At 55.7% G+C, this 14,924-nt stretch carries 14 protein-coding genes; 1 reads left to right on the forward strand and 13 read right to left on the reverse strand.

What is annotated here, in order from left to right; translation table 11 throughout:
* Nucleotides 1–17 precede the first annotated feature (17 nt).
* The 6 genes from asnS to surE form a co-directional block, all read right to left on the reverse strand.
* Entirely contained in the window at nucleotides 18–1,313 is a 1,296-nt protein-coding gene (gene asnS / locus K1I37_RS11400) for an asparagine--tRNA ligase (RefSeq protein WP_021296750.1), read from the reverse strand.
* A gap of 128 nt (nucleotides 1,314–1,441) precedes the next feature.
* Nucleotides 1,442–2,977, reverse strand: a complete 1,536-nt coding sequence (locus K1I37_RS11405) for an AAA family ATPase (RefSeq protein ID WP_031218726.1) — start codon at nucleotides 2,975–2,977, stop codon at nucleotides 1,442–1,444.
* A complete protein-coding gene (locus K1I37_RS11410) occupies nucleotides 2,971–3,513 on the reverse strand; it encodes a hypothetical protein (protein ID WP_021296752.1) in 543 nt (180 codons plus the stop codon). The genes K1I37_RS11405 and K1I37_RS11410 overlap by 7 nt, the downstream gene beginning before the upstream one ends.
* Before the next feature lie 98 nt (nucleotides 3,514–3,611).
* Nucleotides 3,612–4,124, reverse strand: a complete 513-nt coding sequence (locus tag K1I37_RS11415) for a PepSY domain-containing protein (RefSeq protein ID WP_021296753.1) — start codon at nucleotides 4,122–4,124, stop codon at nucleotides 3,612–3,614.
* Complete coding sequence (locus K1I37_RS11420; protein WP_031218728.1) at nucleotides 4,121–4,300, reverse strand: YpmA family protein; 180 nt, start codon at nucleotides 4,298–4,300, stop codon at nucleotides 4,121–4,123. Before K1I37_RS11420 ends, K1I37_RS11415 begins: the two co-directional genes overlap by 4 nt.
* 14 nt (nucleotides 4,301–4,314) lie before the next feature.
* A complete protein-coding gene (surE, locus tag K1I37_RS11425; RefSeq protein WP_021296755.1) occupies nucleotides 4,315–5,061 on the reverse strand; it encodes a 5'/3'-nucleotidase SurE in 747 nt (248 codons plus the stop codon).
* Nucleotides 5,062–5,148: 87 nt separating this feature from the next.
* Here surE and K1I37_RS11430 point away from each other — a divergent pair, with 87 nt between their 5' ends.
* Entirely contained in the window at nucleotides 5,149–5,325 is a 177-nt protein-coding gene (locus K1I37_RS11430; RefSeq protein WP_021296756.1) for a hypothetical protein, read from the forward strand.
* On the opposite strand, the gene K1I37_RS11435 is transcribed toward K1I37_RS11430, so the two are convergent.
* The 7 genes from K1I37_RS11435 to K1I37_RS11465 form a co-directional block, all read right to left on the reverse strand.
* Nucleotides 5,326–6,612 carry an amidohydrolase gene (locus tag K1I37_RS11435; protein ID WP_236613886.1) on the reverse strand — a complete coding sequence of 429 codons (1,287 nt, stop codon included), beginning with the start codon at nucleotides 6,610–6,612 and terminating at the stop codon, nucleotides 5,326–5,328. It lies immediately after the preceding gene.
* Between the two features lie 9 nt (nucleotides 6,613–6,621).
* On the reverse strand, nucleotides 6,622–7,650 hold the full coding sequence (gene mtnA / locus K1I37_RS11440; RefSeq protein ID WP_021296758.1) for an S-methyl-5-thioribose-1-phosphate isomerase: 1,029 nt from the start codon (nucleotides 7,648–7,650) through the stop codon (nucleotides 6,622–6,624).
* A gap of 2 nt (nucleotides 7,651–7,652) precedes the next feature.
* Nucleotides 7,653–8,453, reverse strand: coding sequence for an S-methyl-5'-thioadenosine phosphorylase (gene mtnP / locus K1I37_RS11445; RefSeq protein WP_021296759.1), 801 nt, complete (start codon nucleotides 8,451–8,453; stop codon nucleotides 7,653–7,655).
* A gap of 144 nt (nucleotides 8,454–8,597) precedes the next feature.
* Nucleotides 8,598–9,416, reverse strand: coding sequence for a non-homologous end joining protein Ku (gene ku / locus K1I37_RS11450; RefSeq protein WP_021296760.1), 819 nt, complete (start codon nucleotides 9,414–9,416; stop codon nucleotides 8,598–8,600).
* A gap of 77 nt (nucleotides 9,417–9,493) precedes the next feature.
* The gene (locus K1I37_RS11455) at nucleotides 9,494–12,313 is read right to left on the reverse strand and encodes a helicase C-terminal domain-containing protein (protein WP_021296761.1); all 2,820 of its coding nucleotides are present in this window, start codon (nucleotides 12,311–12,313) and stop codon (nucleotides 9,494–9,496) included.
* A gap of 85 nt (nucleotides 12,314–12,398) precedes the next feature.
* On the reverse strand, nucleotides 12,399–13,841 hold the full coding sequence (locus tag K1I37_RS11460; protein WP_021296762.1) for a tetratricopeptide repeat protein: 1,443 nt from the start codon (nucleotides 13,839–13,841) through the stop codon (nucleotides 12,399–12,401).
* Between the two features lie 70 nt (nucleotides 13,842–13,911).
* The gene (locus K1I37_RS11465; RefSeq protein ID WP_021296763.1) at nucleotides 13,912–14,919 is read right to left on the reverse strand and encodes a biotin--[acetyl-CoA-carboxylase] ligase; all 1,008 of its coding nucleotides are present in this window, start codon (nucleotides 14,917–14,919) and stop codon (nucleotides 13,912–13,914) included.
* Between the last annotated feature and the right edge of the window lie 5 nt (nucleotides 14,920–14,924).

A 14,924-nucleotide genomic window follows, 5' to 3' on the forward strand; every position in this document is an offset into this window, starting at 1 on the left:
TCCCCCTTCTCGCAACATCATGGATAGAGACGGTACAGCGTCCGTGGAAATGCGATGGCTTCTCGGATGTGTTCAATGCCGCAAATCCACGCAATCGTACGCTCCAACCCAAGTCCAAATCCGGAGTGTGGGACGGAACCGTACTTCCGCAAATCGAGATACCACGCGTACGTATCCTCAGGCAACTTGTGCTCTTCGAAACGCTGTTTGAGCAGCGCATAGTCGTGAATGCGTTGGCTTCCTCCAATGATCTCACCGTATCCCTCTGGCGCAAGCATATCCGCGCACAATACGACCTCCGGACGATTGGGGTCCGGCTGCATGTAAAACGCCTTAATGGCCGTTGGATATCGTTCGATAAACAGCGGTCGGTCAAATTGGTTTGCCAAAGCTGTTTCGTGTGGTGAGCCGAAGTCATCTCCCCACTGGATATCAAAATCGTGCTTTTGTAACCAGTCAATCGCCTCATCATAACTCATGCGCGGGAAAGGCGCCTCGACACGCGACAGCGCTTGGATGTCGCGACCCAACGTATGAAGCTCGTTTTCACAGTGGTTTAGCACGTGCTTCACGATATGCGAGACAAATTGTTCTTGGATCTTCAGGTTTTCCTCGTGCTCGACAAACGCCATCTCGGGTTCAATCATCCAAAACTCGATGAGGTGTCGGCGAGTCTTTGATTTTTCTGCGCGGAAGGCCGGGCCGGCAGAATACACTTTGCCGAGCGCCATCGCGGCAGCTTCCATGTACATTTGACCGCTTTGAGTCAGGTATGCTTCCTGATCAAAATACTGCGTTTGAAACAGCTCGGTGGTGTCCTCGCACGAGGAAGGCGTCAACGCCGGCGGATCGACGCGTGTAAATCCGTTGCCATCGAGGAAGTCAGCCACGGCCCGCTCGACTTCTGCGCGAATGCGAAGAAGGGCGCGTTGCCTTGGCACGCGCAGCCACAGGTGCCGATGCTCCATCAAAAAGTCTACCCCATGCTCTTTGTGCGTAATTGGATACTCGTGGGATATCTGAATGGCTTCGACATGTTGAACCGTCAGTTCATAACCGCCCGGCGCGCGGTCGTCTGCGCGCACCAATCCGGTAACGCGGAGTGACGATTCTTGCGACAGTGCATCGCATGCAGCAAAGACCTCTTCGCCAACTTCTGATTTGACGGCGACACATTGAATGAAGCCTGTACCATCGCGAACCTGAAGAAATTGGATTTTACCACTTGAACGCTTGTTGTATAACCAGCCCTCCAGCGTGACTGCTTGTCCAGCAAAATCACCCACGCGGGCAATTGTCGTTTTCGTACTCACAACTTTCCCTCCAGGTCAGCATCGTATCAAAATGATTATAACAAAGGGAGGAAACGCCTCACAATCGTAAAAAGAAGCCGAAAGTCACCCGGATTGGCAACTTTCGGCTCTCCCTTTCATCGTTTTGCTTACACAGAAGGCGTCAGTTCAGGTTTGACGTGTGGGTGAGATACAGCGGCTGAGGCCAAAGAATGCGGCTGCATCGTCTCCATCCATTTGCGGAACTCTTTCCCGTCCACACTTTCCTCTTGAACGACGTGTTCGGCAAACCGTTCGATGTCGTCCTTGTACGGCGTCAGAAGATCCCTTGTCACGTTCTCTTGGGTTGCCAGAATATGGCGTACTTCCTTTTCGAGAAGCTGTTCTGGCAAGTGTTCTTCATCGACGATACCCAGACGCGACAGCCCGCATTTCACCAGGGTCCGCGCCAGGGATGACGCCTGCACAAAGTCATTTTGCGCGCCTGTACTGCGATTGCCATAGTGGAGTTCCTCCGCTAAACAACCTGCCAACGCGACGTTAATTTGTTCTTCCAGTTGTTGCTTGGTGTATAAATACTGATCTGCCTCTGGAATTTGACGGACAAATCCCAATGCATTCCCACGCGGTGCGATAGTGATGTGAGAAACCGTGCCCGGGCGCATCAACTCGCTGACAATCGCGTGACCCAACTCGTGAACGGCTACGCGCCGCAATTCTTCATCCGTCGGTCGACGGCCTGTCTTTTCGCCCATCAAGACTTTGTCGACCGCATCGCGGAACATTTCTTGCGTCACTTTATCGCGCTCCTGGCGCAATGCGATAATCGCCGCTTCGTTGACGAGCGCTTCCAGTTGCGCACCTGAGAAACCGTAGGTCTCCCGTGCAATGTGATCTAAATTGACGTCGTCCGCAATTGGTTTATCCTTTGTCATGATGCGGAGAATATGCAGACGGCCTTCTTTGTCTGGCAAATCGACCTTGATTTGCCGGTCAAAACGACCAGGGCGCAACAGCGCCGGGTCTAGAATATCCGGCCGGTTCGTCGCTGCCATCACCAGAACGAACGGCGACTGGGTCGTGCTCATCCCGTCCATTTCCGTCAAGAGTTGGTTTAGCGTCTGGTCGTATTCTTGATGGCTATGATGGCCACGGCGACCGCCAACCACGTCGATTTCGTCCACAAAGATAATGGCGCTATCCTTGTTCTCCCGTTTCGCCATCTGGCGTGCGCGGCGGAACAAGTCACGGACGCGTTGCGCACCGACGCCGACATACATCTCGACAAACTCGGAACCTGAAGCAGATAAAAAGACAGAATCGGTATACGTCGCAGCCGCTTTTGCCATCAACGTCTTGCCGGTTCCCGGAGGGCCTGTCAAGAGAATCCCCTTCAATGGCCGGATGCCCAGGGTCTTAATCTTGTCTCGATAGCGAAGAAAGTCGAGCGCTTCCTTCAGTTCGTGCTTCGACGTCTCTTGTCCGCCAATTTGATCAAACGTGATGTCGTGCCGCACCGGTGCATCTTTGGCCGCCGGTGTTGCAGCATTGCGGCGGTCCATGACAATCCACAGCAGCACGCCAAGGCCCACGAGGAACAAAATTGGCAACACATTGATTCGTAACAGCCCTAAGAATACGAATACCGCTACGGCGACACCAATCAACCATTCCTTAATCAAGATGAGGCACCTCCTTGGTGCATAGGGGGATACGGCATGACAGTATAGAGGTAGTGGCTACCCTTCTCGAGTTGGATGTAGGTATTTAATTGCGCGTCCATCGTAATTCGGCACTGTATGTGTTGTTGTTTCGCCATTTGGGTCACCTGAGCAATCATCTCGCGGTAATTGCCCTTTTGGATGCCCTCCAACAGGACTGGCGTATAGCTTTCTAGCGCTTGCGACAGCGTGCCGTTGCGGTCGTCAGACAGCCGCAGTTTGACCCCAGAACCGAGTCTCGACGAAACTTGGTTGGTAATGTCATCATACGTCTGTTGCAAGTCTCCGTTCTTCAATTTGGAAAACGGACCGAGTTGAATTTGTACCACATCAGGGCTGCCGGTGAGAATGTCGACCGTTTGCACGCCCTCCACCTGTTGCAGGTTCTTTTTCAGTGGTCCGAGTAGATTAAAGTGTTGGTACGCCTGCCAACCGCCGAATAACACAGCAAGTGCGACGATGGCAATGAGTACGATTGGAACGAGGCGAACACGAGACATAAGGTAAATCGCCTCCCTTAGATGTCATACAAGCTCATGCCTAGTATAGCATGAGCACCGAACGTATGTTCACAGTACATATTACCACTTTCACTAACCTATGCCGACAATTGATATCGCCAAAGTATATGGCCGCTGGTGGCATCTACATACACAAAGATCGTCTTTCCGTTTTCGCGGCCGCGAACTTCATATACCACATTGGTGCTTGACTCCGCTGACAGCGCCTTCGATGCTTCGCCAGTCACGTAGCCAATGCTGTAGGTGTCGGTATGTATATTGTCCTGGAGCAACGACTGTTCGACTTTCTTTGCGGAAACCAATTCGTCGACGCCCACGCTGTAGGCCGTGTGTTTCGCCGGAATGTAAAACGCGTACCACTTGTGGCCAAACGTATCCGTGCCGAGAAACACATCTTCCAGTCCGGATGCCGTAAACACCTGATAGCTGTCGATGTGGTCGATTGGCGTGTGGTCGAGTACGTACTGAGCGGCCTGTTCTTCAGGCGCCCAGTTCGTCGACACGTTTTGCCACAACCATGCGATCACGGCACAACACAGCATGAGAAGAATGATGGGCACCGTAATGGCCCATATCTTCCAGGTCTTCATACGACATCTGTCCGGTACAGCGTGATTTGCATCACACCTTCTTGATCTTCTGCTTTGGACAACCCGACTATGATGTCCTTATCCTTGAGATTTCGATTCAAGAAATCCACAAGTAAGTACAAATCCTCTGTCTTGGAACACCGATGCGTCGCAAGTACGTGTAACTTGGTTTCCACAATTCCACCGTCCGTCAATGCTTGAATGATTGCATTTTACCGTAGTATTCCTCATTCGTGAACCGATATCGCAGCGGCGTGATGGTAATCGCGCCTTCGCGGATGGCCGTCACGTCCGTTTCGCCATCCCCGTGTTCATCAACGATGTCTCCCCCATAACGATAAACCTGCTGTCCGCTTTCGTCTAGTTCGACGCGAAAGCTGTCGTGATAATTTCGTACACCCAATTTGGTCCAACGGACGTTTTTCGGGTCAGGATCCGGCGGAAAGTTGACGCTCAGGAACGTATCCGCTGGCAATTCCAACTGCAGCAGCTTTGGTAGCATGGCGAGCAGCGCCTTTACGGTAGGCTCGAAATCGAATGGCGGGCCCACTTGCGACAGCGCCATCGCCTTGACGCCTTGCAGCGACGCTTCGCCTGCCACCGCCACCGTACCAGAGTACAGTACGTCTGTCGCGAGGTTGGCGCCGGCGTTGATGCCTGAGAGGACGAGATCGAACGGGGTGGTCGGGTGTAACATCGCCAACGCCCACTTGACACAGTCCACAGGCGTGCCGGAGGTCTCATACGCTTTGACGGCACCTGGCAGTTCGAGTTCGTGAACTTCAATGGTCCGATGTAAGCTGATGCCGTGACTGGACGCGCTCCGCTCTTGGTTTGGCGCCACCACGTAGATGTCTGCCAGATGGCACAGCGCCTGGCACAGCGTCTGGATGCCCTTTGCGTGAATCCCATCGTCATTGCTCAATAGTATGCGCATGGAATGTCTCCTCTCCTGCCATCATTCGTGTCACATACGGGTGCGCGCTGCGCCTATACTAGGAGTACTTCAGCGGGAGGTGGTGTTATGACAGTCCATCGGCCTACCGCAGAGCGGAATTTTGCGGAGGCGGATACCCCATTTCACCAACTGGAACGCGCACTCTTACTGTCTGTTTTAGCGGAGGAGACGTCGCGGTGGTGCCGCCAATGTGCTGCGCTGCGCCCACCGAATTACGACGATCCCGACGAACTGATGCTGTAATTATTTTACCAGTTGTTCCTTGATTCGGGCGACCTCTGCGCGCACGCGTTCGACGTCGATGGTCAGCGGTTCCCCGCCGGACACCACTTGTCGGCCAGCGACAAAGACATCGCGAACATCATCTGCACCGCAGGCGTACACCACGTTAGACAACAGATTGTGCTGTGGCAACAAGTGTGGGCTCGCCGCATCGAGTAACACAATGTCCGCAGCGGCACCCGGTTTCAAGGTTCCGTGCAGTTGGCCCAAGAAACACGCCTTTGCACCCATCGCAGTCGCCAGGTCAAAAGCCACTGCCGCAGGAATCACCTCAGCGTCTTGCGCGACCCCTTTGTGGAGCGTCGCGGCGAGGCGCATTTCTTCGAACATATCCAAATTGTTGTTACTTGCCGCACCATCGGTTCCAAGGCCGACGACAATCCCCTTTTCCAACATCTTGGGCAACGGTGCAATCCCAGAACCCAGTTTTAAATTGCTCTGTGGATTGTGCGCGATGCGCACGCCGCGGCGCGCCATGATGTCGAGATCCGCATCTGTCACGTGCACGCAGTGTGCAGCCAACGTCGGCACGTCAAACAGGCCTACTTTTTCGGCTAGCGCAATCGGCGTCAGGCTGTGATCTCCCTGCGAATTCACGACTTCCGTTTGCGTCTCACTCAAGTGAATCTGGATGGGCACATCGAGTTCTTTCGCCAGTTCCGCAATTTCTGTCAGGTAATCCGGCGGACACGTATAAGGTGCGTGCGGGCCGAGCGTCACCGTGATGCGACCGGATGCCTGACGATGCCAGTTACCGTGAAACGACCGGCTGCGCTGCATGCCGTTTTCGCGGGACACGTCGTTAAAGCCGACCACGCCTACGGACAGGACGGCGCGAATGCCAGACTCTGCAACGGCTTTTGCGGCGTGATCCATCATCATATACATGTCCGTATAGGTCGTCGTGCCCGAGACGAGCATCTCCCAAGCCGCGAGTTGAGTTCCCCAATAAATCGCGTCCTCGGTGAGCTTGTCCTCCAATGGGAAAATCCGTTCGTTCAGCCAGGTCATCAACGGGAGGTCGTCCCCTGCCCCGCGCAACAGTGTCATCGCCGCATGGCCGTGCGTATTCACCAGACCTGGAATCGCGACGCGGTTAGGCTTGCGGATAAGATTCACGGGCTCGCCGCCCTCGCATGGGTACGTGCCGCGCTCGTATCGTTCGATGATATCTCCGTCCAAGACCAAGTAGACCGGTTCAGCAATGACGGTGTCTTTATCAATAATCGCTCCGCCGACTTCGATCACGGTTTTCAATTAAAACTCCTCCTTTAACAGCGCAGGCAACGATTCTTCGTACGGCGCGCGCACGACCCCAAACTCTGTGATGATGCCCGTGACCAGTTCTCCAGGCGTCACGTCGAATGCTGGGTGCAACGCGGTGGCGCCCACGGGGGCAATGGATTGCCCGAAAATCTCGGTCACCTCACGCGCGCTGCGCTGTTCGATGGGAATGTCGGCGCCGGAGGTCGTCGCTAGATCAATCGTGCTCGTGGGCGCTGCCACATAAAACGGAATGCCGTGATAACGGGCCAGTACCGCAAGCGCGTACGTGCCAATTTTGTTCGCCGTGTCGCCGTTTTTGGCGATTCGGTCCGCGCCGACGACCACCGCGTCGACCATTTGTTGTTGCATCAAGTGGCCTGCCATACTGTCGGTGACGATGTCGAACGGAATGCCTTCGTGTAGCAATTCGTAAGCAGTCAGGCGCGCACCTTGCAAATACGGGCGCGTTTCGTCCGCAAAGACGTGCGTCAATTGACCGTTTGCGTGCAGTGATCGGATGACCCCGAGCGCCGTTCCGTAACCCGTTGTCGCAAGCGAACCGGTATTGCAGTGCGTGAGAATTCGTACGCCCGTTTCGAACAGCGCGGCACCGGCGTCGCCAATCGCCCGATTGACACGCAAATCGTCCTGTGCGATTTGCAGCGCTTTGGCATACAGCGCTTCAGCCAGCTTGGTATCGTCGTCGGTGGCGGCGATGACCGCCTCCATTCTGTCCATTGCCCAGTTCAAGTTGACGGCCGTGGGCCGCGCTTGACGCAAATGCGCGACGGCTTGTAGCAGTTGCGCACGCAGGTTGTTACTGCCTTGTAGGCGGTTGGCCTCGACGGCGACGGCGAACGCCCCTGCTGTGCCAATGGCCGGTGCCCCGCGCACCTTCATGTCGCGAATGGCCTGCGCGACGTCATGAGCGGTTTGATACGTGTGCCATATTTCTTCCTGTGGAAGCTTGGTCTGATCGAGCAAATCAAGCGCGTCTTGGCGCCAACGGATGGCTTGCACGGTTACGCGTCCTCCCGTCGCAATGGCGCTTGACCACCCACAGCGTGCGGGCAAGGACAAGTGCGGGTATCGTCGTCCGAGCGGATAAATTCGTAAAACAGCGTGCGGATCTTTTCCACATTCTGCTGCATCGTATCGACAACCTCTTGGTGTGTGAGGGCATTTGTCGTCATGCCGGCAGCGAAGTTCGTCACCATGCAAACGGTGGCGTAACACAGCTCTGCTTCTTTGGCCAGTGCGACTTCTGGCATGCTGGTCATTCCGACGACACTGCCGCCCAATCGCTGAAACATGCGAATTTCTGCCTTCGTCTCAAAGCGAGGCCCTTCTGCGGTGACGTACGTGCCACCAAAATGCATGGCGTAGCCGAGACTTTCCGCCGTGGTTTGCAAGTTTTTGCGCAGTCGTGTGCAGTATGGATCTGACATGTCCACATGCACGACCTGATCTTGATCAAAAAAGGTACTGATGCGGCTTTTTGTCATATCGATCACGTCGTCGACTAGGACTAAGTCCCCCGGTCGCATCCCAGGCAAGAGCGACCCAACTGCAGCGGTCGCCAGAACTTGTTCGACGCCGATTTCTTTTAGCGCATAAATGTTGGCTCGATAGTTTACTTTGTGCGGCGGCGTCGCGTGCGCGCGACCATGGCGCGCGAGAAACGCCACAGGTTGTCCACCGTATGTACCCACAGTCAATTGCACGTCGCCATAGGGTGTATGTATCTGCACGTCCCGAGCCTCTTCGACAGCACCGGCTTCGTAGACGCCGGTGCCACCAATAATTGCGTATTTTGCGTCCATCCAAGTCTCCACCTTATCAAATCAAAGTCGCTTAGTGCTTTGATTATAGCGAAACTCGGGAAACAAATCTCCCCAATGGTTAAACGCGCGAAAGTATTGTCTGCAGGGTGATGTCGGTCGTTTGGCATGGCTGATGATGGCTGATTACGAAGACTTCTTTCGCGACGTGCGCTTTCGTTTCACTGCTGGTTCCGCCATTTTCAGGCTCTTTTGGAGGGCATCCATCAAGCTGATGACGTCCGCAGCCGGTGTTGTCGCAGCCGGGGCCAGTTCTTCGGGATTGGCGTGCTCCAACTTTTGTTCCACCAACTTTTGCACTTGTTCGCGGCGTTCGTCGTGAAATGCAGCGGGATCGAACGGCTTCGACAACTGCTCAATCAGCCGCTCTGCCATCTCCAATTCGTCGGGCGAGACCTCTGGCGGTTGGTGAACGAATGGAAGTTCTCCGGTTTGCCGAATTTCATCCGGCCAGAACAGCGTTTGCAAAATGAGAACGCCATCCTTCATGCGGATGCAGGCCATGCTTTCGTTTTGCCGAAGAACTGAGGTCGCAACGGCGATCCGGTCGGTCTTGCCAAGCGCCTCCGCCAGCAGGGTATACGCTTTGCGCCCGTTTGCTTCCGGGGCCAAGTAATAGGTGTTGTCGTAATAGACCGGATCGATTTCGTGGGCTTGTGTGAAGTGAACGATATCCAGCGTTTGCGAACGAGCTTTGGTCAACGCCTCGAGTTCCTCGTCCTCAATCACGACGAACTGCCCTTTGGCGTACTCAAAGCCGCGCACGATGTCGTTTGTACCGACCTCCACCTCACACGTCGGGCAAGTTTTGTGATATTGGATGGGGGTTTTACAGACTTTGTGCAATTGCCGAAAACGAACGTTTTGCGACTCTGTGGCTTTAAACATGCGAACCGGGACATTGATCAGGCCGAAGCTAATGGAACCCTTCCACATACTGTGCATGCCATCTCCACCCTTTCCGAACCGATCTCTCTGTCGGTTAGGGTGGATTGGCAGACACTACGCCATGCGGATTGCGCTCATGAAGATTGCGTCAAAAATGAGCGAATTTGACGGAGGACATCTTGTTCGGGTGCGACGCGTGGACGCACGCCGGATAACGATTGAATAAACGTGGCGCCGTATTTCGAGGTGATGATGCGCTTGTCGTAGACGACAACCACCCCTTTGTCCTGGCGCGTGCGAATCAAGCGCCCAAACCCCTGGCGAAACCGCACGACCGCCTCTGGCAAGCTAGCGACCCAAAAAGGGCTCTGACCGGAGTTGGTCAGGCGTTCATGCCGCGCTTCTGTCACAGGGTGGCTTGGCGGCGCAAACGGCAGCCGAATAATCACCAACGTGGTGAGTTGGTCGCCGGGCAAATCAATGCCTTCCCAAAACGACTGTGCCCCTAGGAGGACGCTTCTCGGGTTATTGCGAAACGCCTCCAGCATCGCGGTGCGGCTACCGTCCACGTCTTGCGCGAACACCGCAATCTCCTTCGCAGCCAGCGGTGCGCGCAAGTGTTTGGCCGTCTCCCGCAGCATCTGGTGGCTGGTAAACAGCGCCAACAGCCGCCCGCCACTGGCAACCGCGAGGTGGTACAACGAGTCGGTCAACCAGGTGGCTGCCTCTTCGGAACTCATCTTGGCCAATTCCGGCACGTCGTTTGGCACGAACAACCGCGCTTGCGATGGATAGTCAAACGGCGACGGCACGATGCCCGTGATGAGTCGCTGCTCGTCCAATGTATCGCGCAGGCCCAGTTGATTGATGGTGTAGTCAAAGCGCCCGCGCACCGACAACGTCGCGGACGTGAGTATGGTCGCTGGCAACGGGTCGAACAACAGCGTGCGAAGTGTCGCCGAGACGTCGATAGGCGCCGTGTGAACGCTATACCGTGGGCGCCCGTAACCGCGCCGTTCAATCCACGTCACGCGTTCCACACTCGGCACGGTCATTTCCTCTAAAAGTTCGACACCTTGCAGCCACTGATCGAGATAGCCTGCAGCGTCGAGGATGCGCCCCGCTTCGTCGTCCGTCGCCGCCGTCTTGGCCCACTCTTGCAGCCCTTTGACTAACTCGCGCAACGCGTGAATGGGCGCCCGCAGCGATGCCATCTGTTCGCTAAACTGAATAAAGCTCGGGTGCTTGAAGATATCGTCTGTCAACCGCAGTTCGTTTTTGCCCGCAGGCACCATATTTCCAAGCACTGCGAATGCGACGTCTGCGCTTTGCGCCACTTCTGCAATCCACTCCTGCGCGCGCTTCAGTTTTTCCTCCATTGCGAACGGCAGGGACTGTGACGTTTCAAACCGGGTTAACAGGTCCCTGATGATGCCATTTCTGCCCTGGTCGCGGCTCAACCGGTGTCCCAGAGCAGCGATTTGTGCCGCGTGCACCTCGTTGCCCAGGTGTTTGGTCGCCTGTTCTTCCAGATGGTGGGCCTCGTCAATGACCAGCGCTTCGTACTTCGGCAGCACGCGGTGATCTGTCTTCAAATCCGACAGTAAGAGCGAGTGGTTGGTGACGACGATTTCTGCCGCTTGCGCACGGGTTTTTGCGCGGAAGAAGTAACATGGGCGGAAAAACGGACAGCGCTTGTTGATACAGGTCTCCGTCTCGCTCTGTACGCGCCCCCACAATCCTAGGCCCACTGATTTCGAGGAGAGCTCTTCACGCACGCCCTCGCTCGTCCTCGACAGCCACACCAAAAGCGCCATCACGCCTTGGATGTCTTCGGGACTCGCCAGTGCAGACAGCGTGCCCGCTTCATTGCGCACTTTCCGCAGACACACGTAGTTTTTTCTCCCTTTTTGTACCGCCAGCGATAATTCTCCCCCGAACAATCGCAGCAGCGTAGGGAAATCGCGTTCCTCAATCTGGTCTTGCAGCGCCATGGTATGCGTGCTGACGACCACTCGCTCCCCGGTCGTTTTCGCATATAGCGCGGCCGGAATGAGATACGCCATAGATTTACCTGTACCTGTGCCCGCTTCAATCACCGCGTGTTTGTGCGCGGTCAGCGCCTCGCCGACCTTGGCCGCCATCTGCAGTTGCCCCTCACGCGGCTCATAGCCGGGCAGGAATTCGCTTAATGGCCCGTTGGCTGAGAGCAGTGCCAACGCTTCTTGGATGACATCTTTCACTGGCCACGTGCTGGGCTTTGACTTTTCGTCATCCGATCTCGGCGGCGGCGCTGTATACAGAAGCCCGTCGCGAACTTCGCAGTCGTCCGGTATCGTATCGGCCTTCTGCGCCATCACATGGAGGCTCAGCTCAGTCAGCCAATCGCTCGTGCGCTGCGAATATAACCCAGAGAGTTGCGCCAACTGTTGGACGAGTAAATATGGCAGCGCCAGAACCTGTTCCGTCAACTGTAAAAATACTTTCGCCGTGGTCATGGCGTCGGACAGCGCGCGATGCGCTGACTCTGGCACGATGCCCAAATGTTCTGCCACAGTAGTCAACCGATGGGAGGACAGCGTCGGAAACAGCACGCGAGATAAGGTAAATGTACACAATCCATCCGGTTGGATGAGGGTATATCCCAATTTGTCGACATGGTGCTGTAAAAAAGGCTGGTCAAACTGCAAGTTGTGCGCGACGAGCGTGTCGTCGCCGATAAACTGCAGTAGTCTCGGTAGAACCGTCGACGCAGGTTCGGCGTCGGCGACCATGAAGTCATCAATGCCGGTCAGACGCGTGATCTCACTCGGTATCGACGTCTCTGGTCGCACCAGCGCGTGGAAGGTGTCGGTCGTCGCGCCATCGACGACGCGAACCGCACCGACTTCGATGATTTCGTGTTGGATCGGGTCGAGCCCGGTGGTTTCGATATCTATCACGACGTAATTCACGTTTAGGCCTCCTGGCCAGTCCAAAATCTCTTTCTACATTCTAACAAACCTCGCTTCGGACTGACATGGAGAAACATGGCCTTCCCTACGAGCGTTCAAGCTGCATTTCCGATTGTTCGATTTCCGACTCCACATGAGCCCGTGCGACCGCAATGGCCGATGGCGGCAACCCCAAGTGCACCGCCCGCTCGAAGTCGGCATTCGCCAACGCCGATTCGCCTTCGCGCAGATGGAGCATTCCTCGGTACAAAATCGCGAGTCGCTTGGCGTACATACCGGGGTGTTCAGCGAGTTGCCCCAACCGCCGCCGCGCTTCGTCGGTTTGACCGTCGAGTGCCGCAATGCGCGCCCGAATAATTTGTGTCAGCGCACTTGCGTCCCCGTTTTTCTCCGCTGCCTCGAGTGCGGCTTTAGCCCGCGAAAAATCGCCTAACAGGTAGCTGGTAAGGCCAAACAACGTCAACGCGTGTGAGCCTTCGGGGCGAAGTGCCAGCGCACGTTTACTCGCTATCATCGCCTCTCGCGGTCGATGTGAAACGGCACGGCAAAGTGCAAGCAACTCGTACCCGATTGCTTGATTCGGATATTTCATGATGACGGAGCCTGCGGTTTGTTCCGCGAGATCCATTTGTTGTGTGGACAAATACAGCACGACGCGCAGCAACGCGTGTTGTTCGAGTTGTTCGCCCATCTGCTCAGAGTGGGTGAGCAAAGCGCGCCCTTCGTCTACGCGCCCAGACAACACGAGGCTCATCGCGCGCCACAAGATGGCCTCGACATCGACCGTCTCTGTACGCATCGCCTTTGCAAAACAACGTTCCGCAGCGGCGAACTCGTAGAGTTTCAAATGACAAATCCCTAAGTTGTACCACACGTCAACTTCGTGCGGGTCGAGGCTGAGTAATTCATACAATACGTGAACCGCTTGATGCCAGTCTTCCTTCGCTGCGCACAGTTGCACCTCGACTTCGAGTACCGCCTGTAGCGTCATCTCGTCTGCCGCGGCGTCCCGGGCAAAAGCGAGGTGCGAAGCGGCGAGATCGATTCGACCTGCAGCCAAATGGCTGAGCGCTAAATAGATGCGTGCCGCAGGATTGTCCTGGCCGTCGAGTGCCTCCGAAAGCGACGCTGCAGCTTCATCAAACATGCGCAAATCAAAATACCCAAGGCCCCTGCGCAGTGCACAGTCCACTTTCAAGGACAAGTCGAACCAAGTTTGCGCGATTTCGACTGGGCCCTGCAAGAGGGATTCGGTTCGGCTGGCCGACCACGCTTCTGAGCGCGCTTCGGCGCTACTTGCGTCATCCTGACCGAGATCGCCCGCTTGCTCCACCTCGCCAATTTCGAGGATGGTTTCCTCTATGACATCGTCGACTTCCATCCAAGCATCGAGGACAGAAGTGGCCAACTCACGAAGCATGGCCAGATCTTGTAGCATGCGTTCTTTCGTCCTAGCGTCCGCCTCAGGGACCTGCTCGCGGATTTGCAAAACCGCGTTTGCGATGTCCTTCAGTTCCAAATTCTGCACGGATGAAGCCCCCTTTGTATAGGGATAGCGTCCGTTGGCAGAACAGAGATTATGCGGTGGTTTGTCGACCTTACAATTTCTCAGACGCGGAGAATAGCACTTCCCCACTGTGCAATTCGTGTCGCACACCGGCGTGATCACGCACCAAGAGTACACCGCGCTCATCTACATCTTCGGCATAGCCCGTGATGAACGTGTCTCCGAGTCGGACATGTACCGTCCGTCCCAACGTGTGGGCGTGTGTTTTCCACTCTTCGCGCACGGCAGCAAACCCGCCTGCGCCTTGTGCGAGGTTGCTGTAGAGCGCGTCGAGTTGGTTGAGGATACGTGCGAGTAGCAAAGGCCTGTCTACTGGTTGTCCACATTCTGTGAGAATGGTGGTGGCATGGTCGAAAACGTCGGGTGGCAGCGCTTCTCTATGGAAATTCGCGTTGATGCCAATTCCGATGACGGCATAGTCTACGGTTTCACCGTCCGCCCGCATTTGCGCAAGGATGCCGCAAATTTTGCGACCATCGACCAAGATGTCGTTCGGCCACTTGATCTCAGCCTCCACACCGCTCTCGTGAAGCGCTCTGTGTACTGCAACACTCGCAAGCAGCGTCAAATCGCCTGCTTGCGACAATGCGCACGGGTTGCGCACGAGTACGGAAAACCACATGCCGCCAGCTGGCGACTGCCACACGCGACCCTGTCGCCCGCGTCCGCCTGTCTGCCGGGCGGCCGTCACGACCAGTCCATGCACAGCGCCGTCATGCGCGAGTTCGATAGCGGTGTCGTTGGTGGATGTACGCTCGGGTGCCCAAAGAATCCTTCTCCCCAAACGGCAGGCCTCGTCGAGATGCGGGGATACCAGTGGCCCTATCAGTTCGTCTGGTACCCGCGTCATTCGGTAGCCCACACGCGGCGTCGCCGAGAATTCAAAACCGTTCAGTTCAAGCGCTTTGATTTGTTTCCAAATCGCGGTTCTCGAGACGTTGAGCGCCGCGCTCAATCGTTCTCCGGAGATGGTTCTATCAGGCGCCGACATAAATAATTCGAGCATCTTGTCGCGTGTCGACCATTCCTGTTTCGCCAATCGGT

The organism is Alicyclobacillus acidoterrestris (genome assembly GCF_022674245.1).
In the GTDB taxonomy this organism is placed as follows: domain Bacteria; phylum Bacillota; class Bacilli; order Alicyclobacillales; family Alicyclobacillaceae; genus Alicyclobacillus; species Alicyclobacillus acidoterrestris.